Source organism: Acinetobacter sp. KB005, from assembly GCF_049949095.1.
In the GTDB taxonomy this organism is placed as follows: domain Bacteria; phylum Pseudomonadota; class Gammaproteobacteria; order Pseudomonadales; family Moraxellaceae; genus Acinetobacter; species Acinetobacter calcoaceticus.
The window spans coordinates 1,069,589-1,091,577 of the sequence record NZ_CP188191.1 but is presented as its reverse complement, the minus strand read 5'-3'; the positions used below and the strand labels follow the sequence as shown (position 1 = coordinate 1,091,577).

General features: G+C 38.8%; 20 protein-coding genes and 1 pseudogene. 9 read left to right on the top strand and 12 right to left on the bottom strand.

The features are described 5' to 3' along the window. Positions 1-272: 272 nt before the first annotated feature. The 5 genes from parC to ACPF64_RS05335 all read right to left on the bottom strand — a co-directional run bounded on the left by parC (position 273) and on the right by ACPF64_RS05335 (position 6,868). The gene (parC, locus tag ACPF64_RS05355; protein ID WP_426455765.1) at positions 273-2,492 is read right to left on the bottom strand and encodes a DNA topoisomerase IV subunit A; all 2,220 of its coding nucleotides are present in this window, start codon (positions 2,490-2,492) and stop codon (positions 273-275) included. A gap of 152 nt (positions 2,493-2,644) precedes the next feature. Further along, on the bottom strand, positions 2,645-3,964 hold the full coding sequence (gene niaP / locus ACPF64_RS05350; protein ID WP_209831402.1) for a niacin transporter NiaP: 1,320 nt from the start codon (positions 3,962-3,964) through the stop codon (positions 2,645-2,647). An 81-nt stretch (positions 3,965-4,045) separates the two neighbouring features. Next, positions 4,046-4,690, bottom strand: a complete 645-nt coding sequence (locus ACPF64_RS05345) for a trimeric intracellular cation channel family protein (RefSeq protein WP_002121256.1) — start codon at positions 4,688-4,690, stop codon at positions 4,046-4,048. Positions 4,691-4,735: 45 nt separating this feature from the next. Next, complete coding sequence (locus ACPF64_RS05340; RefSeq protein WP_426455764.1) at positions 4,736-5,203, bottom strand: YchJ family protein; 468 nt, start codon at positions 5,201-5,203, stop codon at positions 4,736-4,738. A gap of 72 nt (positions 5,204-5,275) precedes the next feature. Beyond that, positions 5,276-6,868, bottom strand: a complete 1,593-nt coding sequence (locus tag ACPF64_RS05335) for a TerC family protein (protein WP_426455763.1) — start codon at positions 6,866-6,868, stop codon at positions 5,276-5,278. 326 nt (positions 6,869-7,194) lie between these two features. Here ACPF64_RS05335 and ACPF64_RS05330 point away from each other — a divergent pair, with 326 nt between their 5' ends. The 4 genes from ACPF64_RS05330 (at position 7,195) to dinB (ending at position 11,276) form a co-directional block, all read left to right on the top strand. Further along, positions 7,195-7,818: a TIGR00730 family Rossman fold protein gene (locus ACPF64_RS05330; RefSeq protein ID WP_005037381.1), complete on the top strand. Its 624-nt coding sequence runs from the start codon at positions 7,195-7,197 to the stop codon at positions 7,816-7,818. Positions 7,819-7,988: 170 nt separating this feature from the next. Next, the gene (mdtD, locus tag ACPF64_RS05325; protein ID WP_426455762.1) at positions 7,989-9,380 is read left to right on the top strand and encodes a multidrug transporter subunit MdtD; all 1,392 of its coding nucleotides are present in this window, start codon (positions 7,989-7,991) and stop codon (positions 9,378-9,380) included. 77 nt (positions 9,381-9,457) lie between these two features. After that, positions 9,458-10,219: a glycoside hydrolase family 25 protein gene (locus ACPF64_RS05320; protein ID WP_426455761.1), complete on the top strand. Its 762-nt coding sequence runs from the start codon at positions 9,458-9,460 to the stop codon at positions 10,217-10,219. Position 10,220: 1 nt separating this feature from the next. Next, positions 10,221-11,276, top strand: a complete 1,056-nt coding sequence (gene dinB / locus ACPF64_RS05315; protein WP_005045271.1) for a DNA polymerase IV — start codon at positions 10,221-10,223, stop codon at positions 11,274-11,276. Between the two features lie 229 nt (positions 11,277-11,505). Here the strand turns inward: dinB and ACPF64_RS05310 are convergent, their stop codons facing one another. Next, positions 11,506-12,324 (bottom strand): hypothetical protein, encoded by an 819-nt coding sequence (locus ACPF64_RS05310; RefSeq protein ID WP_426455760.1) that lies wholly within the window; start codon positions 12,322-12,324, stop codon positions 11,506-11,508. A gap of 159 nt (positions 12,325-12,483) precedes the next feature. Here ACPF64_RS05310 and ACPF64_RS05305 point away from each other — a divergent pair, with 159 nt between their 5' ends. Beyond that, positions 12,484-12,837 (top strand): RidA family protein, encoded by a 354-nt coding sequence (locus tag ACPF64_RS05305; RefSeq protein WP_198497129.1) that lies wholly within the window; start codon positions 12,484-12,486, stop codon positions 12,835-12,837. A gap of 206 nt (positions 12,838-13,043) precedes the next feature. Here the strand turns inward: ACPF64_RS05305 and ACPF64_RS05300 are convergent, their stop codons facing one another. The 4 genes from ACPF64_RS05300 to ACPF64_RS05285 form a co-directional block, all read right to left on the bottom strand. Further along, positions 13,044-13,544 (bottom strand): DUF2726 domain-containing protein, encoded by a 501-nt coding sequence (locus tag ACPF64_RS05300; protein ID WP_003654375.1) that lies wholly within the window; start codon positions 13,542-13,544, stop codon positions 13,044-13,046. 314 nt (positions 13,545-13,858) lie between these two features. Then, positions 13,859-16,240 (bottom strand): YgiQ family radical SAM protein, encoded by a 2,382-nt coding sequence (locus ACPF64_RS05295; protein ID WP_017387782.1) that lies wholly within the window; start codon positions 16,238-16,240, stop codon positions 13,859-13,861. 214 nt (positions 16,241-16,454) lie between these two features. Beyond that, the gene (locus tag ACPF64_RS05290) at positions 16,455-17,714 is read right to left on the bottom strand and encodes an esterase-like activity of phytase family protein (protein ID WP_426455759.1); all 1,260 of its coding nucleotides are present in this window, start codon (positions 17,712-17,714) and stop codon (positions 16,455-16,457) included. A 145-nt stretch (positions 17,715-17,859) separates the two neighbouring features. Then, positions 17,860-18,264 (bottom strand): helix-turn-helix domain-containing protein, encoded by a 405-nt coding sequence (locus tag ACPF64_RS05285; protein WP_426455758.1) that lies wholly within the window; start codon positions 18,262-18,264, stop codon positions 17,860-17,862. An 81-nt stretch (positions 18,265-18,345) separates the two neighbouring features. On the opposite strand from ACPF64_RS05285, the gene ACPF64_RS05280 reads away from it, so the two are divergent. The 4 genes and pseudogenes from ACPF64_RS05280 to ACPF64_RS05265 all read left to right on the top strand — a co-directional run bounded on the left by ACPF64_RS05280 (position 18,346) and on the right by ACPF64_RS05265 (position 20,540). After that, positions 18,346-18,831 carry a DUF2938 domain-containing protein gene (locus ACPF64_RS05280; protein ID WP_426455757.1) on the top strand — a complete coding sequence of 162 codons (486 nt, stop codon included), beginning with the start codon at positions 18,346-18,348 and terminating at the stop codon, positions 18,829-18,831. A 16-nt stretch (positions 18,832-18,847) separates the two neighbouring features. Beyond that, positions 18,848-19,414: a flavodoxin family protein gene (locus tag ACPF64_RS05275; RefSeq protein WP_426455756.1), complete on the top strand. Its 567-nt coding sequence runs from the start codon at positions 18,848-18,850 to the stop codon at positions 19,412-19,414. Positions 19,415-19,418: 4 nt separating this feature from the next. Beyond that, positions 19,419-19,652: pseudogene (locus ACPF64_RS05270) on the top strand (DUF2798 domain-containing protein). A 279-nt stretch (positions 19,653-19,931) separates the two neighbouring features. Continuing rightward, positions 19,932-20,540 (top strand): lytic transglycosylase domain-containing protein, encoded by a 609-nt coding sequence (locus ACPF64_RS05265; protein ID WP_092709716.1) that lies wholly within the window; start codon positions 19,932-19,934, stop codon positions 20,538-20,540. A 53-nt stretch (positions 20,541-20,593) separates the two neighbouring features. Here ACPF64_RS05265 and cysK read toward each other — a convergent pair whose 3' ends face one another. Both cysK and ACPF64_RS05255 read right to left on the bottom strand, forming a co-directional pair. Continuing rightward, positions 20,594-21,592 (bottom strand): cysteine synthase A, encoded by a 999-nt coding sequence (gene cysK / locus ACPF64_RS05260; protein WP_426455755.1) that lies wholly within the window; start codon positions 21,590-21,592, stop codon positions 20,594-20,596. A gap of 139 nt (positions 21,593-21,731) precedes the next feature. Continuing rightward, complete coding sequence (locus tag ACPF64_RS05255; RefSeq protein WP_416660339.1) at positions 21,732-21,935, bottom strand: hypothetical protein; 204 nt, start codon at positions 21,933-21,935, stop codon at positions 21,732-21,734. Between the last annotated feature and the right edge of the window lie 54 nt (positions 21,936-21,989).

Below are 21,989 nucleotides of genomic sequence, written 5' to 3'. Positions count from 1 at the left end.
CTTAGTAATAACTGTTATTCAATGCCCCAGCTATTCTTTAGCTTCTTGGTGCCAGAACATATTTAAAACTTATTGGCACATTCATGACACTTTCGAACAAGATTATGAGACAGAAATTTTGACAATTTGACCCTGTCAATTTTTTTTGCATGGAGTACAAATTACGTACTCCAAATTGCTGTCCTTTTAATCATTATTCAATACCAACAAGTTCAGTTCATTGCTTGAACATGTTGCCATATATAGCGTATTTATGTTGCCAGACGCTAGCTTTATCTCTGAATCAACAGTTTATTTGCTTTTTGATATCCACGTGGTAAGAGCTGACCTTTTGAAGCTCGTTTACCTATGTATTTTTGTAGATCATCACCTTTTAATTTTAAATGTTGTTGACCTGCAACCACCTGAATTATTTCATCTAAGTTCAGGGTTGTCATGGATAAAATTTGCTCTTTCGCTTCAAGTTGTATCAACTTATTACCTTTACCCTTATTTAAGTTCGGCAGTTCAGCCAAATCAATAATTAAGAGTCGCCCTGCTGAACTGAGCACAGCCAAATGTGTCATATTTTGAGCAGATATTAATGGTAAAGCTTTTGATTTTTCAGGCACCGACAAGAATGTTTTACCTGCCTTGGCATTGGTATCTAGCTGTTTAGCTTGAGTTTTAAATCCATAACCTGATGTACTCGCAGCGATAAGTTCAGACGCTTCATCTTCTAGATAAACCTGAATAAACGACACGCCACTTGCAGGAGCAAGTTTGGAACTTAATGGTTCACCTAAACCTCTTGCTGATGGCAAGCTGCTGATAGGTAAAGCATAACTACGCCCTGTCTCATCAAGGAAATAAATCCGCTGGTTGGTCTTACCCACAGCGTGACTTAAATATTGGTCGCCAGCACGGTAGTTTAAATTTTCTGCATCAACATCTGCACCTTTTGCAGCACGAATCCAACCTGCTTCAGATAAAACAACCGTTACTGTTTCTGCAGGTACAAGGTCTTGCTCTTTAATCTGGACAGCTTCAGCACGCGCTACAATTGGAGAACGGCGCTCGTCACCAAACTTTTTCGCATCTTCTTTTAATTCACCGATAATCAGGTTCTTTAAAGATTCTGGATTTCCTAATTGTTCACGGATAATTGCTGCTTTTGCTGCAAGTTCATCCTGCTCTTGACGGATTTCCATCTCTTCGAGTTTTGCTAAATGACGTAACTTGAGTTCTAAAATTGCTTCTGCCTGTATCTCATCAATCTTGAAGTGTTCCATCAATACAGGTTTAGGCTGATCTTCTTCACGGATAATACGAATAACCGTATCAATATCAAGATAAGCAATTAAAAGACCTGCCAAAATATGCAGACGCTTTTCAATTCGGTTTAAATGGTATTCTAGACGGCGAGTTACCGTTTTCTTACGAATTTCGATCCATTCCAGCAAAATACGACGAATCGATTTAACCTGAGGACGCCCATCTTCACCAATCATGTTTAAATTAACACGATAGCTTGACTCTAAGTCCGTCGTTGCAAATAAGTGGCTCATCACCGCTTCAGCATCAATACGATTTGAACGAAGTACAATCACTAATCGTGTTGGGTTTGCATGATCCGACTCATCACGTATATCTACTACCAATGGTAGCTTCTTAGCCTGCATTTGATCGGCAATTTGAGTAATGACCTTAGAGCCCGATACCTGATAAGGCAATTCAGTAATCACGATTTCATTTTTTTCGATGGTGTAGACCGCTCGCATGCGGTAACTACCACGACCAGTAGTCTGGATTTTGAGTAACTCTTCTGGTGGAGTAATAATCTCAGCTTTTGTTGGTAAATCTGGTGCTGGAATATATTCAGCCAATTTTTCATCTGAAGTTTGCGGATTACGAATTAAGGCAATCGTTCCTTTAATCACTTCACGTAAATTATGCGGCGGAATATCTGTCGCCATACCAACAGCAATCCCCGTTGTGCCGTTGAGTAGAATATTAGGAATACGTGCTGGCAACGTAATGGGTTCTTTTAATGAACCATCAAAGTTATCTTGCCAGTCAGTTGTGCCCTGCCCTAACTCATTTAACAATAACTCACTGTAGGCAGAAAGTTTTGCTTCGGTATAACGCATCGCAGCAAATGACTTAGGATCATCTGGCGCCCCCCAGTTACCTTGTCCTTCAATTAAAGGATAACGATAACTAAACGGCTGTGCCATCAATACCATGGCTTCATAACATGCTGAGTCGCCATGAGGATGGTATTTACCAAGTACATCACCGACTGTACGGGCTGATTTTTTTGGCTTCCCACTATTTTTCAGCCCTAATTCGCTCATGGCAAATACAATACGGCGCTGTACAGGCTTTAAACCATCACTGATATGTGGCAATGCACGGTCCATGATGACGTACATGGCATAATTCAGGTAAGCCTGTTCAGTAAATTCGGCTACAGAGCGGTTTTCTGTCGCTTGATGCGCAAGGCTGGTCATAGTCAGCTTATCTTCCAAATCAGTCGTTATTTTAAATGAGTCTTATGCTAAGTGGGCTATGTTACAGACACAAGAGGGAGTCTGTCACCTGAGCGTCAAATTATGTCTCATCTCTCTATATTTTTAGTTACTTGCTATAAAGTTAGGCAAAACTAGAGGCCTATCGACTCTAATCTTTTTCCTTGGGTTTCTTCACCCAATATCAAAATTACAGCAGCAACCAAAAGCAAAACAACTGTAAACATCATAAAAACGTGGCTAAATCCATTCTTAGCCACCATCATATGTGTGACAACTATGGGGGCTAAAATCCCGCCTAAACGCCCCATTGCGGAAGCCCAGCCAGAACCAAAAGCTCGAATATTGGCTGGATATTGCTCTGGCGTATAGGTATATAACACTCCCCATGCTCCTAAATTAAAGAATGACATAAGGCAGCCCCAAAACATAATGCTGTTCACACTGTCGGCTTGTCCAAAGAAATATGCAGACAATGCACAAAAGCCAATAAAAGAAGCCAGTGTAATTTTTCTACCCAATCGCTCTACAAACCATGCAGCTGCTAAGTAACCTGGTAGCTGTGCCAAAATCATAAGAAGAACATATTCAAAAGATTTAACAATGTCATAGCCCTGTTTCACCAATAAACTTGGTAACCACGTAAAAATACCGTAGTAGGAATATACGATTCCAAACCAAATGAGCCAAAGCATTAAACTACGGCGTGCAAAAGGGCCACTCCAAAGTTGTTTAAAAGAGACCTTTTGTTGTATGGCTACAGGCACAACTTCAATGTGATGAACGATTTGGACACCCGCCTGAGCTTCTAGTTTTTGTACTAAAGTATGCGCTTCTTCGATACGACCACGGTTAATCAGGTACGGTATCGACTCGGGGAGTTTTTTCCAAATCACTAGAATATAAATCAGAGGGAGGCCACCCATGAGAAATGCGATATGCCAGCCAAATTTAGGAATAATAAAATAAGAAATTAATGCAGCAACTAACCAGCCTAAACCCCAAAAACTTTCAAGTAATACAATAAAACGACCACGTACATGTGAGGGTATATACTCACTCACCAATGTCACCGCAACAGGCAACTGTCCACCAAGACCAACGCCAACAATAAAACGAAAAATTAATAACCACTTTAAATCTGGCGCAAAAGCACATAAGGCTGTGGCAATACTATAAATTGCCATGGTGGTCGCAAATATTGTCTTACGGCCAAAACGGTCTGCTAAAGCCCCCGAGCAAACTGCTCCAATCGCCATTCCCACAAAGCCAATACTCACAATCCAGCCACTTTCGGCTGGAGTTAGTGCCCAGTCTTTGACTAAGGTTGTCATGATAAAAGCAATGATTCCTGTGTCCATCGCATCAAACATCCAACCTAGCCCAACCACCCACAATAATGTGTAGTGAAATTTGCCGATTGGAAGATTTTGTATACGTGAAATCAGGTCCATAGGAAAACTCTACTGGAAAAAGTAAGTGAGCAAGACAATATATTTAATTGTTATAGCATGCTCACATAGCATTCTGCATGATTAATGTTCGTCGGTTGAAGAAGCCGATTCTGCATCATCATCTTTATAAATAAATTTAGGCATTTCTAAACCAAAATAGATGGCAATTAGGCGCAGGGTAAAACCGAAAATTAAGGTTGAAATGACGGTTAACTCTAAACTTAATCCTAAATCCTGACATACCCAGTAACAGATGACCGCCACAAAAGAAATACTCGCATAAAGTTCGCGACGGAAAACGAACGGGACATCGTTACATAAAATATCACGTAAAATACCGCCAGAAACTCCGGTCAATACACCAGCTACAGCGGATACGACAAAACCGTGTCCCATTTGTAATGCAATTTGGCAACCAATGATGGTAAACCCGATTAAACCTAAAGCATCGAGCACCAAAAAGATGTTATGTAAGTGACGCATCCATTTGGCAATAATGATTGTGACAAATGCAGCGCAACAAGTCAGAACCAAATATTCAGGATGTTTTACCCAAGTTAAAGGATAGTGGCCGAGTAGTACATCACGTACAGAACCACCACCCAAGGCCGTCACACAGGCAATCAGTACGACACCGAACCAGTCCATACTCCGTCGCCCAGCAGACAATGCACCTGTCATGGCTTCAGCAGTAATCGCAATAATATAAATAACGGTGAGTAACATCGCCCTTTCCCTCAGGCCAAACGGTGGCCGTATTTTAAGGTAAAGTTATATGAATTGTGCACAGCATTGCTTAAATTTTTTTCCAGAGCCACATACACAGGGTTGTTTCATCGTGACATTCATTTCTACAGTCGGATCAAGGAAAAACCATTGTTGTTGCTGATATACAAAATGTGAAACCTCATGGTGAACTTGAGCTTTTTGTCCATCATGATAATGTGCCTTGAACTCAACCTGTGCATGCGTTTTGTCTAATTTTTCTTTAGCCTGAATAACATCTAAACCCAGCCATTGATTTTGTTTGCTCCAGTCTGCAATAGCCTCTTTATCAAGAGCAGCTTGCTGACCTAAAGCAGTTGTTTGAACAATATAGTCAATTTGTTGTAATGCAAAAGCACTATAACGCGAACGCATAAGCTGCTCTGCTGTTAGGGCTTTTGCTGTGCCTAAATGTAAAGGCTCACAACATTCTGCATAGCTGGCTTTTCCACATGGACAAGTGTGTTGAGTCATTCTGTGTTTCTCAAATAAAAAAATAGCTCAGATTTGAGCTATTTTATGATGTTTCTAGAATTGAAATGTCATTTAATCTTTCAATTCATCTTGTTCGATAGAAACAATATGAACTTTCTCGATTTTATGGCCTTCCATCGTCACCACTTCAAAGCGATAACCATCGGCTTCAACAGTTTCACCATTTTCAGGCAAGCGACCTAAATGGAATAACAAATAGCCCGATAAAGTAGAATACTGTTCACTTTCATCAACCAAATCACGGCCTAATAACAAAGATACATGGCGAATGTCGGTTGAACCTTCAAGTATTAATGAACCATCTTCCAAGCTCTCAGCGGCTGCATCTAGTTCATCTTCATCAGGGAATTCACCCGCAATTGCTTCTAAGATATCGATTGGTGTTGCAATACCTTCAATTGAACCGTATTCATTTAAAACGATTGCCATTTGTAAAGGTGCTTGACGTAATTGCTCCATCACCATAAGTACTTGAGCATTTTCATGCACAATGACGGGTTCACGTAAATGCTTTTGAAAATCGACCACACCAGTTTCAATAAAGCCATTCAAAACTTTATGAGTAAGTGCAATACCCTCAATGTTATCAAGTTCACCACGTGCAACAATCAAACGAGAGTGTGTCATTGACATTAAACGTTCTTTTAAAACTTCCGGCTCGTCGTCTAAATCAATCCATTCAAGTTCAGGTCGTGGCGTCATTACGGACTTTACTGGACGTTCTGATAAACCAAGAACACCTTGCACAAGTACACTATGATAAACACCATTGTCTTCATCAAAAACTTCATCTGCAAAAGCTTGAGTAGCTAATACATCTTCTTTATCAGAAGATTGTGTATCTGAGCTAGAGCCACTGCTTTTACTTCCTAGCATACGTAAAACCGCAGAGGCAGTGCGATAACGCAAGTCTGTGGTTGTAACCAGCTTTTCCTGATTGCGGCGCATGCTCTGATTGATAATTTCCACCAAAACAGAGAAGCCAATTGCAGCATATAAGTAGCCCTTCGGAATATGGAAACCAAAACCTTCCACGACCAAAGAGAAACCAATCATCATCAAGAAACCAAGACACAGAATAACGACCGTTGGATGCTTATTAACAAAGTCCATGAGTGGTCTTGATGCCCACAACATGATTCCGATAGCAATTACAACGGCAACCATCATGATTGATAGCTCTTTCACCATACCTACAGCTGTAATCACACTATCTAACGAGAACACAGCATCAAGCACAACAATCTGGACAATGACCATCCAGAACGCAGCATGAACAGGATTATCTTCTTTATGAAGTTGGTTACCTTCCATTCGTTCATGCAATTCCATGGTGCCTTTAAAGAGCAAGAACACACCACCGAACAGCAAAATCAAATCACGACCAGAGAATGGATGATTAAGAATATGGAAGAGTGGTTCAGTCAGAGTCACAACCCAAGCAATCGAAGCTAAAAGTATTAGACGCATTCCTAAGGCGAGTACCAGACCCACTACACGCGCTTTAGCTCGCTGCTCTGGCGGCAGTTTTTCGGCCAAAATAGCAATGAAAACGAGGTTATCAATCCCTAGAACAATTTCGAGAACGATTAAAGTTGCTAAGCCCACCCAAGCAGCGGGATCAGACATCCACTCAAAGATCATCGATCCTGCTCCTGCGCTGACTGGATTTTATCTTTATTTGGCAACACAGCAGGCATGCCCATACAAAGGAGGGAAAATGTTTTTTTAGGACAAGAAATTAAAACGGAGCGACTACAACCACTACCCATATTTGTTCATATGTTGTTAAACGAATTTTTAGTATAGGCAAGATTTAATAGAAATTCATCATTTTTATTTGTTCATGACAGGCATTCACCAAACCCATACAAAACATGAATCTTTCTTATAAATCTGCTTATAAAGTTGTCATATCTTTGGCTTAGTGTAGACAAGAAATATGAACGTGATAAGGTGAAAATAAAGCAATGAATAGCGTATTAACAATGGCAGTAAATGATTCATCTATAACAGCTGTAAAAACAAAACAACCTCTTATTGCATTATATTGTGGTTCACGTGTAGGAAATAATCCAATCTATCGAGAAAAAGCAATTGAGCTCGCTCGCGGCATTGCTGAGCAAGGCTTTGGTTTGGTCTACGGCGGTGCAAGCATTGGCTTAATGGGACAAGTAGCCGACAGCGTACTTGAAAATGGCGGTGAAGCTGTGGGAGTGATCCCTGATTTTATGCTTAACTATGAAGAAGCACACTCAAGATTAACCGAATTACACGTGGTAGAAACCATGCATGAGCGCAAAGCCATGATGGCTGAACGTGCAAGTGCATTTGTTGCATTACCGGGTGGTTTAGGAACATTCGAAGAGATATTAGAAATAGCCACTTGGGGTCAACTCAACCAACATCAAAAACCCATGATTTTATATAACGTAAATGGTTTTTATAATGCATTGATTGCTCAGTTAGATCATGCGGTTCAAGAGGGTTTTCTCCCACTTCAACACCGCGCTAAATTGATTATCTGCGAAGACGTTGATCAAATTTATAACGTGATTAAAAACTTAAAAATGCCAAAAAGATTTGTTGTCTAGTTGCCCACCTACTCTCCATAAAAAAGCGGTCCTGCCGCTTTTTTTGTTTTAACTATTTTCACCGTGCTTTCAAAAGCAATTAGATTTAGTAAAGGGGTACTCAACATTGTCTTACTTTTTTTACTTTCAATTTGTTTTACACTAGACCAAAACGTTAACTTTCAAATGTTATGAATGCCACGCCGACCCACCAAGCCTTGCAACCTGAATATCGCTTACTCGTACTTTTGGTTTCCATTGGCTTTTTCATGCAGGCTTTGGACACAACGATTGTAAATACCGCTATTCCTGCAATGGCTCATCATCTAAATGAAGATCCTCTACGCATGCACAGCGTAGTAGTGGCCTATGTCTTATCAGTAGCTGCCTGTATTCCTTTAAGTGGCTGGTTAGCAGACCGCTTTGGTGTTAGAAATATTTTCTTATCGGCAATCATTATTTTTACTCTGGCTTCTTTAGGTTGTGGTCTTTCTCAAAGTCTCAATGAGCTGTTAGTTTTCCGAGTCATCCAAGGCGTGGGTGGAGCATTATTACTCCCTGTTGGTCGATTATCTCTTTTAAAAATTATTCCTCGAACTCAGTTCTTAGCTGCAATGAGCTTAATGAGTCTTGCAGGTTTACTCGGACCTTTGGCTGGTCCAACTTTAGGCGGCTGGTTAGTTGAAGTTGCAACTTGGCACTGGATTTTTCTCATCAATATTCCTATGGGTATCTTAGGCATATTAATGACATTAAAAGTCATGCCTAATTTAAAAGAGCCTACAGTTAAGACATTCGATCTGATCGGTTTTATATTATTAGTGGTAGCAATGATCGGATGGTCGTTGGGTATCGAACATCTAGCCTCACCTGAATATTCAAAATGGTTCAGCATTTCGCTATTGGTGGTCGGCATAATCGCAACTCTTTGGTATGCCTATCATTCTCACACCCATCAAAACGCATTATTCCGTAGTCGACTCTTTAGAAATAAAATTTATGCGATTGGTATTTTAGGTAATTTCTTTGCCCGCTTTGGTGGTAATGCCTTACCTTTTGTTTTACCGCTCATGTTACAGGTCGCTTTTGGTTTTGAACCTTTTATTGCGGGTTTAATGATGATTCCTCTAGTGTTAGGTTCATTATTTTCAAAGCCAATCGTCAGACCAATTATTCAGAAAATTGGCTACCGACGTTTTTTACTCATCAACACAACGCTGGTCGGGCTATGTATTGCCTCTTTTGCCATCATGACAGTCGACACTCCAACTTGGTTTAGAGCCTTACACTTTTTCTTATTTGGTACATTAAATTCATTACAATTTGTTGGAATGAACACTTTGACCTTAAAAGATTTGCCTCAACAAGATGCGAGTAGCGGTAATAGTTTTTTATCAATGATCATGATGCTATCAATGAGTATTGGCGTGGCGCTGGCAGGTACACTCATTAATGTATTTACCAGTTATTATGGTGCCGATCACGTGACAACAGCATTCCATGTCACCTTAATTTGCCTCGGTTGTATCAATGTCATTGCTGCACTTATCTTCTGGCAGATTCCCAAAAATACCCCCGTATAAGCCGTTGCACTTTTAGCGTGGTTTATCACTCTTGAATCACGTTATGATGTCGGCCTAACATCTTTAATGAGTTTTGCATGACCAAACTGGCTAAAACCTTTTTCACAGCACGGCACTACAATACCCTAATGGGAATTGGCTTGGCATGTGTTATGGGAGTTCTGGCTTATTTTGGTCTGTTCTATCAACAAAAAGCCGTGGCACAAGATTATCCAGTTCAAGGATTCGATGTCTCTCACCATCAAGGTGATATTGACTGGAAAAAAATATCACCAGAAAAGTTCCAATTCGTTTATTTAAAAGCGACTGAAGGTGGTGATTATAAAGATTCAAAATTTCAAGAAAATTGGCTTAAGGCTCGTGAACATGGATTTCATGTAGGGGCTTATCACTTTTATCGTCTATGCCGTGATGGTAAAACGCAAGCAGATAACTTTATTGCGACGGTGCCTAAAAAATCAGATGCGCTTCCGCCAGTTATTGATCTGGAATACGACAGTAACTGTATTAATACATACACCAAAGAACAATTAATTAAAGAAATTGGCATCATGCATGACCGTTTAAAACAGCATTATGGTAAACAGCCTATCTTCTATATTTCCAGAACTTTTTACCACATTGTCCTAGTTGGAAATTTTTCTGCTACTCCCCTTTGGGTTCGTGATTATGAAGCTAAACCTGAACTCAAAGATAAAAGAAAATGGCTCTTTTGGCAGCATAGTAATCAAGGTAAAATTGAAGGGATAACAAAGCCTGTAGACTTAAATGTCTATGAGGGTTCAGTCAAAGAATGGCACCAATTTTTACAGCAGCAAGGCATCGTGAAAGCACAATAATATGCGCAAAATCATTCATATCGATATGGATGCCTTTTATGCATCAGTCGAGCTACGGGAACAACCTGAATTAAGGCATTTACCCGTTGTTATTTCGTCTCATCATCCGCGAGCTGTGATTGCTGCTGCATCTTACCCTGCCCGCGAATTTGGTTTGCGTTCAGCCATGTCGATGAGTCAGGCAAGAAAACTATGCCCTCAAGTCGTTATTATTGAGCCAAATTTTGAAAAATATCGCACAGTTTCAGCTCAAATTCACTCGATCTTTCAGCAATATACACTACTTATTGAGCCATTATCTTTAGATGAAGCTTATTTGGATGTCACTGAGAATTTAAAACAGATTGCGAGTGCAACTGAAGTTGCCATGCATATTCGAGAAGATATTTTTAGATTAACTGGATTGACAGCATCGGCAGGTGTAGCACCCAATAAGTTTTTAGCAAAAATTGCTTCTGACTGGAATAAACCAAATGGCTTATGCGTAATAAAACCTTCGCAGGTTGCTAATTTCATTCAAGATCTTCCACTTAAAAAAATTCCTGGTGTGGGTAAAGTCACTCAGGAAAAATTACAACAGCTTCAGTTACATACGCTGGGTGACTTACAAAAAATTGAAGAGGCTATTTTAATTCACCACTTTGGTAAATATGGTCAACAGCTCTATCTATATGCGCAAGGAATTGACCATAGACCTGTTCAAGCTGAAAGAGCTCGCCAACAAATTTCGAAAGAGACGACATTTGATAGTGATTTTACTTTAGCTCAATGTCAGCCCTATTGGCAGGGCTTAGCCGAAAAAGTCTGGCAAAGCTTAGAGAAAAAACAACTCAATGCACGTGGTGTTAATGTCAAACTTAAACTCAAGAATTTTCAGACTTTACAGCATAGTAAAAGCTTTAAAAGACCCATCCAGTCACTACACGACCTCATCCAAGTTTTATTTTTATTATTAAATGAAATGCAGATTCCCGAACATTTCCAGTTCCGCTTAATTGGTATAGGGGTTTATCAATTACAAACTCAATCAGATGACTTTCAACTTAACCTTTGGTGATTGACTACTTTTCACTCAAAAAGAGTGGATTTTGAACAAAATCTATTCCCTTTTGCTCCAAGTTTAGAGTAACCTAATCAGCGCATATTCATTACCCATGTATTTGCAACATGCTTAAAGCAACCTTTACTTTTGGCATACCGTCCTGTGATTGGCGTGACGACCAAATCCGAATATTACAGGGCACAAATGTGCCCTTTTATTATAATTTCTTCTTTAATAAAAACATTTATATATTACAGTCCTGTTTGGTCATTTTAATTTTAGTTAATGGCACATTATCTTTATATAAATACTTTAAATTAAGTTGCGCTCCTTTATTTAATAATTCTTTCATTTTTATATTATCGCAAACACCTTTAACAATTTCAGGAACACCATTAACTTCCATTGCTTGTACCCATTCAGCAGGCATATCCGCAGACGTTATATGAATCAGACGATAATTCAACGTTAATTCTTTCCCTTGGGCCTCAACATGTTCTAAATTTGTTTCTCGATCTACTTGCATAGGCAAGTTTTTATTGATCATCTTGGCCCCAAAAGTTAACTGTAGCGGCAAATCATCCTTAATACTTTCTTTACACAAATTCTGAGGGACACTTGTAGAATATTCCTCTGTAATATATAACTGTTTATCCACCCCACGAGAAACCACCATATAGTAATCACGATCTGTAAAACAGTTCTTAGTGCTATATCTCGTCGCTGAAATCTTTGCAGAGCTTTGACTTCTCGTCACTTTCACATCACTATAGTTAGATGTATATCCCAGCTTTTGAAGCATTTCTTGATTTTCTAAAAATAGTTCTTTTAGTTTTTTCCCAGACATACTCATGCTTTGTTCAATACCATCCGGTGTGATTTGTTTTTGATGAAGTTTGGCATTGTCTGCATAGAGTTCCATTCCTTTTGGATCACTCTCATTTGACAACTGTTTATATTTTTCAAAGAACAATATATATTCTTGATCAGGATTTATAGCATGCGTTATTGTTGTCATTCCCAATAATCCTCCCAATATAATAATCTCTATTTTTTTTCGCATGATCATGTCCAATATATTATTTTATTCAATGCAGATATTAGCAATTTATAATAAATCTTGTCATTAATTAATTATAGCCACCAATATCAACTAAAAAAATTCCACTGCTTAATTCAATCAAGTACAATTCTAAGCATCTTTTTTTATTGGTTCATCATCATGACGATTCAACGCCTGCACGTTACTTCACGCTACTGCGAAGTTGCGATTTCAGGTAATTTAGTACACTTAGCTGGGCAACTCGCAGATGATACAAGCGTAGATGTTACATCACAGACTCAGCAAACTTTAGATAATATTGATCGCTTATTGGCAGAAGCTGGAACCGATAAAACCCACATTCTTTCTGTCATGATTTTTCTAAAAGATATCGAAAAAGATTATGCAGCGATGAATGCTGTTTGGGATGCATGGATTAGTGAAGGGAACCCGCCAGCGCGTACTTGTGTAGAGTCCAAACTTTATGCGCCAGACGTGCTTGTAGAAATGACGGTTGTTGCAGTACTTCCATAATTTTTATAAATATAAATCGAGATTAAATTGAGCAATATCTCTAGTTATATTGCTCAATTTTTTACTGCTTAAATAATTAATGTCAGTATCTTATTAGGGCTTATCAAATTGCTAAGCTTGTCCATACTTGTTATTCAAGATGAGGCACAATTATTTTTAATCTTTATTGCACCGAACGCTTATCTCAATCCGACGTTACCTACTTTTTAAGACTTAACAAAAGCATTTGACATTCTTTCTAGCTGTGGCGTTGCATGTAAAGTTGCCATCTCTGTTTCTGGACTCAATAAGTCTCTTCTTAGATCATGATAGTCAGGTACCTCACTGTAATGCAGCACACGATAACCAGCGAGTTGCAACAGACGACGTTCATATTGTTGATGCGCTCGGCGTAAACCATTTTCGCCAAGAACAACAACTACAACAACCTGATAATTTTGATCAAGTACAACAAAATCAGCTGCCATATTTTGATATTTTCGACGTGTATGCGCATATTTTGTAGTTAATAGTGCATCAAAGGATACATGTGCCAATACTGTAAATTTAGGCAAAACTGTTTGTAATCTGGTTAATGTTATTTGCTCATGACTCGTTAATACTGCACGGCGCTTCAAGGCACTGTCATGTTGATGCCTTCGTGAAAGACTTTTCACTGCCATCACAACAGCCAAAAATAATAATAAGATCGTAATTAGATAATACATGGGCTTAATCCTTTAAGTTTTTTATAATGATTTTGCTAGATCACACTTTGTTTTAATTGATAACGACACAGCCGTTCTTTAAAAGGTTCACTTAGTAATTTCACTTGTAGTTATCAAGCTTGGCTTAAATTTGGCCACCCTCACATTATTTATAATCATAGAGTCAACAACAATCAAGTGCAGCTCGTCAGATTTATGGTATTTATCATTTTTCGTTACGTTTTTTGTACTTTAAATCTGCAAAAATCTCACTATGCGATTTAAATAAACACATTAAAAACAAAAAAGGCTCTGTTTAAGAGCCTTTTTTATCATTATCCACGAGCTTTTGATTTTGGTTTACTTTTACCACCAAACGGTCTTTTCTCACCTGTTTCACGAGGAGGCAAACCTGTATGCTGGGTTAGAACCTGTCCTTTTTGTGGACGTTTTTGCCCCGCTGCTGAGCGAGATTGCCCCTGACCGCGTTTTGCTGAATCTCCCGCCACAGACGAGTTCTTCTTACGTGCAGATTTATATTCACCTTCAGCAGTACCTTGCGGCTGATAGGTCGGAATCAAATGCTGCTTCGAATTACCAATTAAATCGGCACGACCCATTTCTTTTAAGGCCTCACGAAGTAATGGCCAGTTGTTTGGATCATGGTAACGTAAGAATGCTTTATGCAAACGACGACGTTTCTCACCCTTTACAATATCAACCTTTTCGGTATAGCGAGCTACTTTAGCAAGCGGGTTTTTACCCGAATAGTACATGGTGGTTGCAGTTGCCATTGGCGATGGATAGAACGTCTGTACCTGATCAGCACGGAAACCATTCTTCTTAAGCCAGATTGCAAGATGCATCATGTCATAATCTGAAGTACCTGGATGTGCAGCAATAAAGTAAGGAATTAAGTATTGCTCTTTTCCTGCTTCTTTACTAAAGCGGTCAAACATTTGCTTGAAACGATCATACGTACCAATACCCGGTTTCATCATCTTCGATAATGGACCATTTTCGGTATGCTCTGGAGCAATTTTTAAATAACCGCCAACATGATGTTGTACCAGTTCTTTTACATATTCCGGATTCAGTACGGCAAGGTCATAACGTAAACCTGAACCAATCAGAATTTTCTTCACACCTTTAATCGCACGTGCTTTACGATAAAGCTGCACTAAAGGTGCATGGTCGGTATGCAAGTTTTGACAAACGCCCGGATATACACAAGAAGGTTTACGGCAGTTCTTTTCAATTTCAGGGTCTTTACAATGCAAACGGTACATGTTTGCTGTTGGGCCACCTAAGTCAGAAATAATGCCTGTGAAGTTTGGTGCCGTATCACGAATTTTTTCAATTTCTCGGAGAATCGAGTCTTCCGAACGGTTTTGAATAATACGTCCTTCATGTTCTGTAATCGAACAGAAAGTACAGCCACCAAAACAGCCACGCATAATGTTGACCGAGAATTTGATCATATCAAATGCAGGGAAACGAGCATCGCCATAAGTTGGATGAGGCAAACGTGCATATGGAAGATCAAACACATAGTCCATTTCCTCAGTGGTTAGAGGAATTGGTGGAGGATTGATCCAGACATCACGTTCACCATGGCGTTGAACCAAAGCACGGGCATTACCCGGATTAGTTTCAAGATGCAAAATACGGTTTGCATGCGCGTAAAGCACGTGATCATTTGACACTTCTTCAAAAGAAGGTAAACGAATGACCGCTAACTCGCGTGGAGGTAACTTATGTTTAATTGCTTTTGACGGTGCCGGCTTTAATTGAACGATTTGAGTGTCGTCATCTAGTTTGTCGCCTTCACGCACAATCGGGTTTGCAACAATCTCTTTCTGGAAATCTTGATACTGAGCTAAAGAGTTACCCTTTTCTTTTTCAACCTCACAGCCATCAATATCTTCAGTCATGACATATGGGTTAATAATTGGATCAACACGCCCAATCGTATCTACATCATTACTCGCAACTTCAACAAACTTTGCTTTTGAAGCTTTGTTATGTTTATTAATAATAAATGCTGTACCACGAACATCTGTAATCTCGTGGATTTTTTCACCTTTAGCCAAACGGTGCATCACATCAATAATGGCACGCTCACCATTACCATACATAAGCAAATCGGCTTTTGAATCCATCAAAATCGAACGACGAACTTTATCCGACCAATAATCGTAGTGTGCAATACGACGTAAACTGCCTTCAATTCCACCTAATAACACAGGTACATCAGGGAATGCTTCACGACAACGCTGGCAATATACCGTTGCTGCACGGTCAGGACGTTTGTTTGGCTCATTGTTTGGAGAGTAAGCATCATCTGAACGGATTTTACGATCTGCCGTATAACGGTTGATCATCGAATCCATATTACCTGCCGTCACACCCCAAGCAATGGTGGGCTTACCTAAAACGCGGAAGCTTTCCGCATTGGTCCAGTCTGGCTGTGCAATAATTCCGACACGAAAACCTTGTGCCTCAAGCACACGTCCAATCACACCTGAAACAAATGACGGATGGTCAATATAAGCATCACCGCAAACTAAAATGAAGTCACACGCATCCCAGCCTAGTTGATCCATTTCTTCTCGTGACATCGGCAAAAATGGCGCTGGTTCAAAACACGACGCCCAATATTTGTCGTAATCAAACAACGCTTTTGGCGCAGTTTGCATGGTGTAGGCAGTAGACATGGCTTGCGAATCTCGGCTAGCAGATGGAGGAGAGACATCTAAAGATGAAAGCCGATCATTTTAACATGAATTCCATTCATTTTCCCTGTTTATAAAACAAACGAAAACAAGGATATAAAAAATAATTTGATTAAAGTTTATCCAATATTTTATTCTTCTAATAAATGCGGCGGAATAAAAGCCGCCGCATTTTTAACTCATTTATTTATAGGGCTTAGAACAAAGCTTTTGGCAAACGAATTTGAATAATCTCATTATCGTCAGCCAATTTTGCGTTACGCCCTGTAGATCCAGGGAAGTTATTATCATTTAGAACAGTCAACGTTGTGCTATTTTCAATGATGACATCTTCAATAGTTTCAAATGGGAAAGCGAAAACTTGTTCTGTCCCAATATCCCCTGCTCTTGCTGTGCCATAAAGTAAATTAGGATTGGCAATTTTAATTAAATCGACTAAATCTTCGCGACTTACTGGTTGGCCTGACTCATTTAATTTAATACGAATTAATTTTTTATATCCGCCTAAATTATTCTGAGTCGCATCACGCTCAATAATAATACCTTCTTTATCATTAAAGAGTTGGAAGTCACCAATATTGGTTGCCTTACTGTCTAACTGGAACCAATAATATTTTCCTGTATAAGCTTTCTTCTTCAGATCAAATTGGGAAATCAATAATTGTCTTTCCGTTTCTCGAATTGATTTAAGCGGTTTCTCTACAAGAGGATAGAGATATTGGCCATCTGGAGAGATTGCCATTCCTTCAAAACCACCACTTTGCTGAACTAAAGGCTCTACAAAATTAATTTGCGCTTTATTAAACTGATTTTGAGGAGAGCGAAGTTCTTGCGTCGGATTTAGTGGATTTGGCAGAGCAATTGGAGCATCCAACAACACACCATCTGCTGAGAAATGAAGTAAATAAGGACCAAACTCATCCCCAATCCAATAAGTCCCATCACTAGTACGTTGCATTGACTCTGGGTCAAAATCGGCACCCGTTAATAAACGCTCAGCTGTATCACCATTAACAATATTAAATGGAATTAACTTGTTTGGATCACGCAGTTGGATAAAGCTTTGCACAGTAACTTGACCCGTACCTTTAGCTTTAGTTTTGAAATCAGGCTTTATTTTATAAATACGAAGTAAAAAGTCTGATGAATTAGCTTGAGTTCCAAAGCCGTTATCGGCCATTGCCATATAACTGCCATCTTCATTTTTTAATGCAGCAGAAAAGCCCTGTACAGGCTGGCCTTTAAATGGAGGATAAATTCCATTTGCACCTTTCACATATGCACCAGAGTCTGGACCAGCAGCGTAGGTTTCTACAGGTAACTTGGCAAAAGAAATTAAGGTCGGTTCGGTAACGTTTTCAGTGGGTGAAGTTTGTTCTTGATCGTTATCATCGTTACATGCCGTCAATCCTAAACTGGCACAGCATAATAATGCGACTAAAGTTTTTTTGCTCATGGTTTTATACAGTCGGTAAAAAATTAAGCAAATTTAATCAAGCTTATATGAAGTTTTTACTTCAAAAAGATGAAATCTTTATGGCGAAAATATGACAAATATATCTGTTAGATCAATGTTAAAAAACTATTGGCTCAAGATTTCACTAAAGTTTCGTTGGCTGATATTCTCCAGCAATTGCTGCTTTCAAAAAATTCTGAAAGGTAGGACATAGCATATGATTTTCAGCAGGACACACTGCCGCATGTTGTAATCCTTGACTAATAAAATGTAATCGCTTTGCCATTTGCTCTAATTGTTCAGCTTTATCTTTTAATTTTTGACGATCAAGATCAGGTTTACCATCTTGTCCAAACATTGTGGCGATTTCATTTAAAGAAAAACCCGCAGCACGACCTAAAGCAATTAATGCCAATTGATCAAGCACCTGTTTACCATATTGCCGGCGTAAACCCTGCCGCCCTATCGACTTAATTAATCCCTTCTCTTCATAAAAACGTAGCGTTGCTGTTGTGACTTTTGCTCTCTTAGCGACTTCACCAATATCCATAATACCCTCTTGACTTCAAGTGAACTTCAACTTGCACAATAAATTTATCACGTTTCATACATATAAAAGCAAGGTGTAAAAATGAATATCTCCACATTGTTCTTTCAAGCTTTATGCCTCGGCATCGGGGCAACAATCACTATGGATATCTGGCTGTTAATATTAAAGATATTCAAAATTCCAACCTTAAACTTTGCCTTTCTCGGACGCTGGATTGGTTGGATATTTCAAGGCAAATTCATACATAAATCTATTGCAAAAAGCTCTCAAATTAAGGGTGAATATTTATTGGGTTGGATTGCTCACTATAGTGTTGGGCTGATTTTTGCCTTGAGCTTTCTTTGCATTGTGGGCCCCGATTGGCTCATTCATCCTCAGTTTTACTCAGCTCTACTTTTTGGTTTAGTCACTGTTCTCATTCCTTTTTTTATTATGCAACCTGCGATGGGTCGTGGTTTCGCTTCTTCAAAAACCCCTCATCCATTTTTGAATTGTCTAAAAAGTTTGCTTAACCATAGTGTTTTTGGCTGTGGTTTATATCTCACTGCAAAAATCTTTCAAATTTAAAATAAAGGAAAATCTTATGAAAACCGTTGCTATTATTTACCATAGCCGCCAAGGTCATACTCAGTTTATTGCTCAGCAAATTCAAACTGGAGTATCAAGCCAAAAAAATATTAAAGTAGATCTACTGAGTGCTGAACATCTCATTGAAAATCCTGAAAGACTTATCCAATACGATGGCTTAATTTGGGGGTCTCCGACTTACTTAGGCGGAGTATCCTCGAAATTAAAACAACTCATGGATGCGACAGGTCCATTGTGGAAAAAACAGAGCTTTAAAGGAAAACTAGCGGCTGGGTTTACCGTATCATCCCTTCCCGCGGGTGATAAACAATCGACATTAATTTCACTTTTTACCTTCTGTATGCAACATGGCATGTTATGGATCGGTAATCCAATTCTGCCCGAGCAATATCAAGGTGTGCCTTATTCTGAAGCTGCTAATCGTCTTGGTTCATGGTCAGGTTTAATGGCTCAGGCTGAACACGGCAGTAGTCCCGATAGGTTTGATGAAGGAGACATTAAAACTGCTCGATTATTTGGAAATAATTTTGCAATGACCTTGAATGCTTATCTTGGAGTGTAAGATTATGACAGCACAAAGGATTTTATTTCCGCTCATTTTATCCGCAACGATGTCATCTATAATTTCAGAAATTACGACTTTCAAAGCAATAGGACCAGTTCAAAATTTCTTTTCATTATGGATATCCGCATGAGGTATTGCGTGGATATTTACTTTCCCAAGTATGTTGATCTGTACTCCTGTAGCACAGAAACTAGTCGACATCGTATTTAAGAAAGTTGAAAAAGTATATCTGTAAGTTAAAACGTACAAAACTTGCGGTGAATTGCGGATATCCAGCTTTAGTATTTTTTTATAATATATGAAACATAGAGAGACAGGATGTCTCATTGAAGAAGAATAAGAACGCAGGAAGCGGTAGTTGACAGGAGTTAGCTACATAAGCTGAATACGAAGGAACCTCGACAGGATGTCGGGGTTTTTTCATTTTAATTATACAAAATTATCACTATTTGCTTGTGCTGAGCAACAGAACTTATATTGATCCATTAGTTACAGCTGAATACCATGATTTCATTTGAAACTTGATTATCGGTTTTATATTTTGCTTACCTCATCTTTATCTAACAATTATTTTAAACCAACTCAAATACACATTTTGAGCCTCAAATTTTTTACAATTGTTTTAATGACAATAATGACGGGATGTACGAGCTTAGGCCCGAATAGTGGTTCATTTTCATGGCGATCAAATAAGCTCTCGTCTGGTCTACAAAAAGCTTATTCTGTTCCACAAAGCACAGCTAATCGGTTATCTCCAATTATTATTCAAAGTGCTGATCAATATAATGTACCTCCTCTTTTACTTGCCGCGGTCATAAGACAAGAGTCTAGTTACAATAGTAGCGCCCTCTCACCTACGGGTGCAGTAGGTTTAACTCAAATTATTCCTAGCTATTGGCAACAAACTTGTGCTGGTAATTTGTATGATGAATCTACAAATATTCAATGTGGTGCATATATTTTAAATCATTACTATCAATCAGCAGATAGCTGGTTTAAAGCCACTGCTTATTACAACGTTGGACCTACAGGATATGAGCGAAGTTTCTGGACACGTCACAAAGCTAAGAAATATGCCCGATCTGTTAAACGTCATCAAAAAGCTCTAAAAAGCGCCTTATAAATTAAGGTCAAATAAAAAGCCCATCTGTTGATGGGCTTTTTATACAAGTAATTTTATTCGTCAAATAAACCTTCAAATAGAACAGAAGATAAATAACGCTCTCCACTGTCTGGAAGAATAACAACAATCGTTTTGCCAGCATTTTCAGGACGTTCTGCAATTTTAGCAGCCGCAGCCAAAGCTGCTCCACTTGAAATACCCACTAAAATGCCTTCCTGCGTTGCACAATTTCTTGCCCACTGAATTGCTTCTTCACTAGTTATTGGTAGGACTTCATCAACAAGATCTAAATCAAGATTCTTTGGAATAAAGTTCGCACCAATTCCCTGAATTTTATGTGGTGCAGGTGTAATATTCTCACCATTTCTAGTTTGAGTAATAATTGGAGACTCAGCAGGTTCAACGGCTACAGAGTACAAAGGTTTATTTTGAACTTGTTCGAAATAACGAGAAATACCAGTAATTGTGCCACCAGTACCTACACCAGCAACCAAAATATCGACTTGCCCGCCTGTTGCTTGCCAAATTTCAGGACCAGTTGTATCCACATGGATTTGTGGATTTGCTGGATTTTCAAATTGTTGAGGTAGAAAATAAACATCTGGTTGTTCAGCTGCTAATCTCACAGCTTCATCAACTGCACCTTTCATCCCTTTCGCTGGTTCAGTTAAAACTAAATTGGCACCGAGTGCTTTTAATACTTTTCTACGCTCAAGACTCATGCTTGCAGGCATAGTTAAAGTAATTGGGTAACCCTTAGCCGCTGCAACAAAAGCCAATGCAATCCCCGTGTTACCACTAGTTGGTTCAATAATATGCATGCCTTCTTTTAACACACTACGCTTTTCTGCATCTGCAATAAGTGCCGCTCCAATACGACATTTCACAGAAAATGCAGGATTCCGACTTTCTACTTTTGCTAATACAGTTGCACCAGTTTTAATCAAACGATTGATACGAACTAAAGGTGTATTACCAATTGCTTCTGCATTATTTGAATAAACTGCGATCCCTAAATTATTGGGTGTTGGAAATTGCTGGTCGGTAGACATGTTATATCCTTATTAGATTTGGAATGATGCTGAATCATTATAGGTATATAAATTAGAGTTACTACAAAATTCAATTATTCTGAAACAAATTTGCTTTATCCAATCATGAGTGATTCTAATTAGTTATTGAATATATTCTTTAATGTGGTGTCTTCAAAACAAGAAACTGAATTAAAGAAATAACCCAATAAATTGTTGTGCTAAAACCAATTAAAATTAGTCCACGAGCTAGATTAATTCTCCATGGCGATACAAATTGGAACCAACTCAAGGCAACATTTTTAGCAGTACATTCAGCACTTCGAACTAGAAGTAAAGCAGGAAGGTCAACATTTATGCTCATAATTTCAATTCCTATCTCCTCCCTAGGTGATAGGTTATCAAATATTAAAGTACA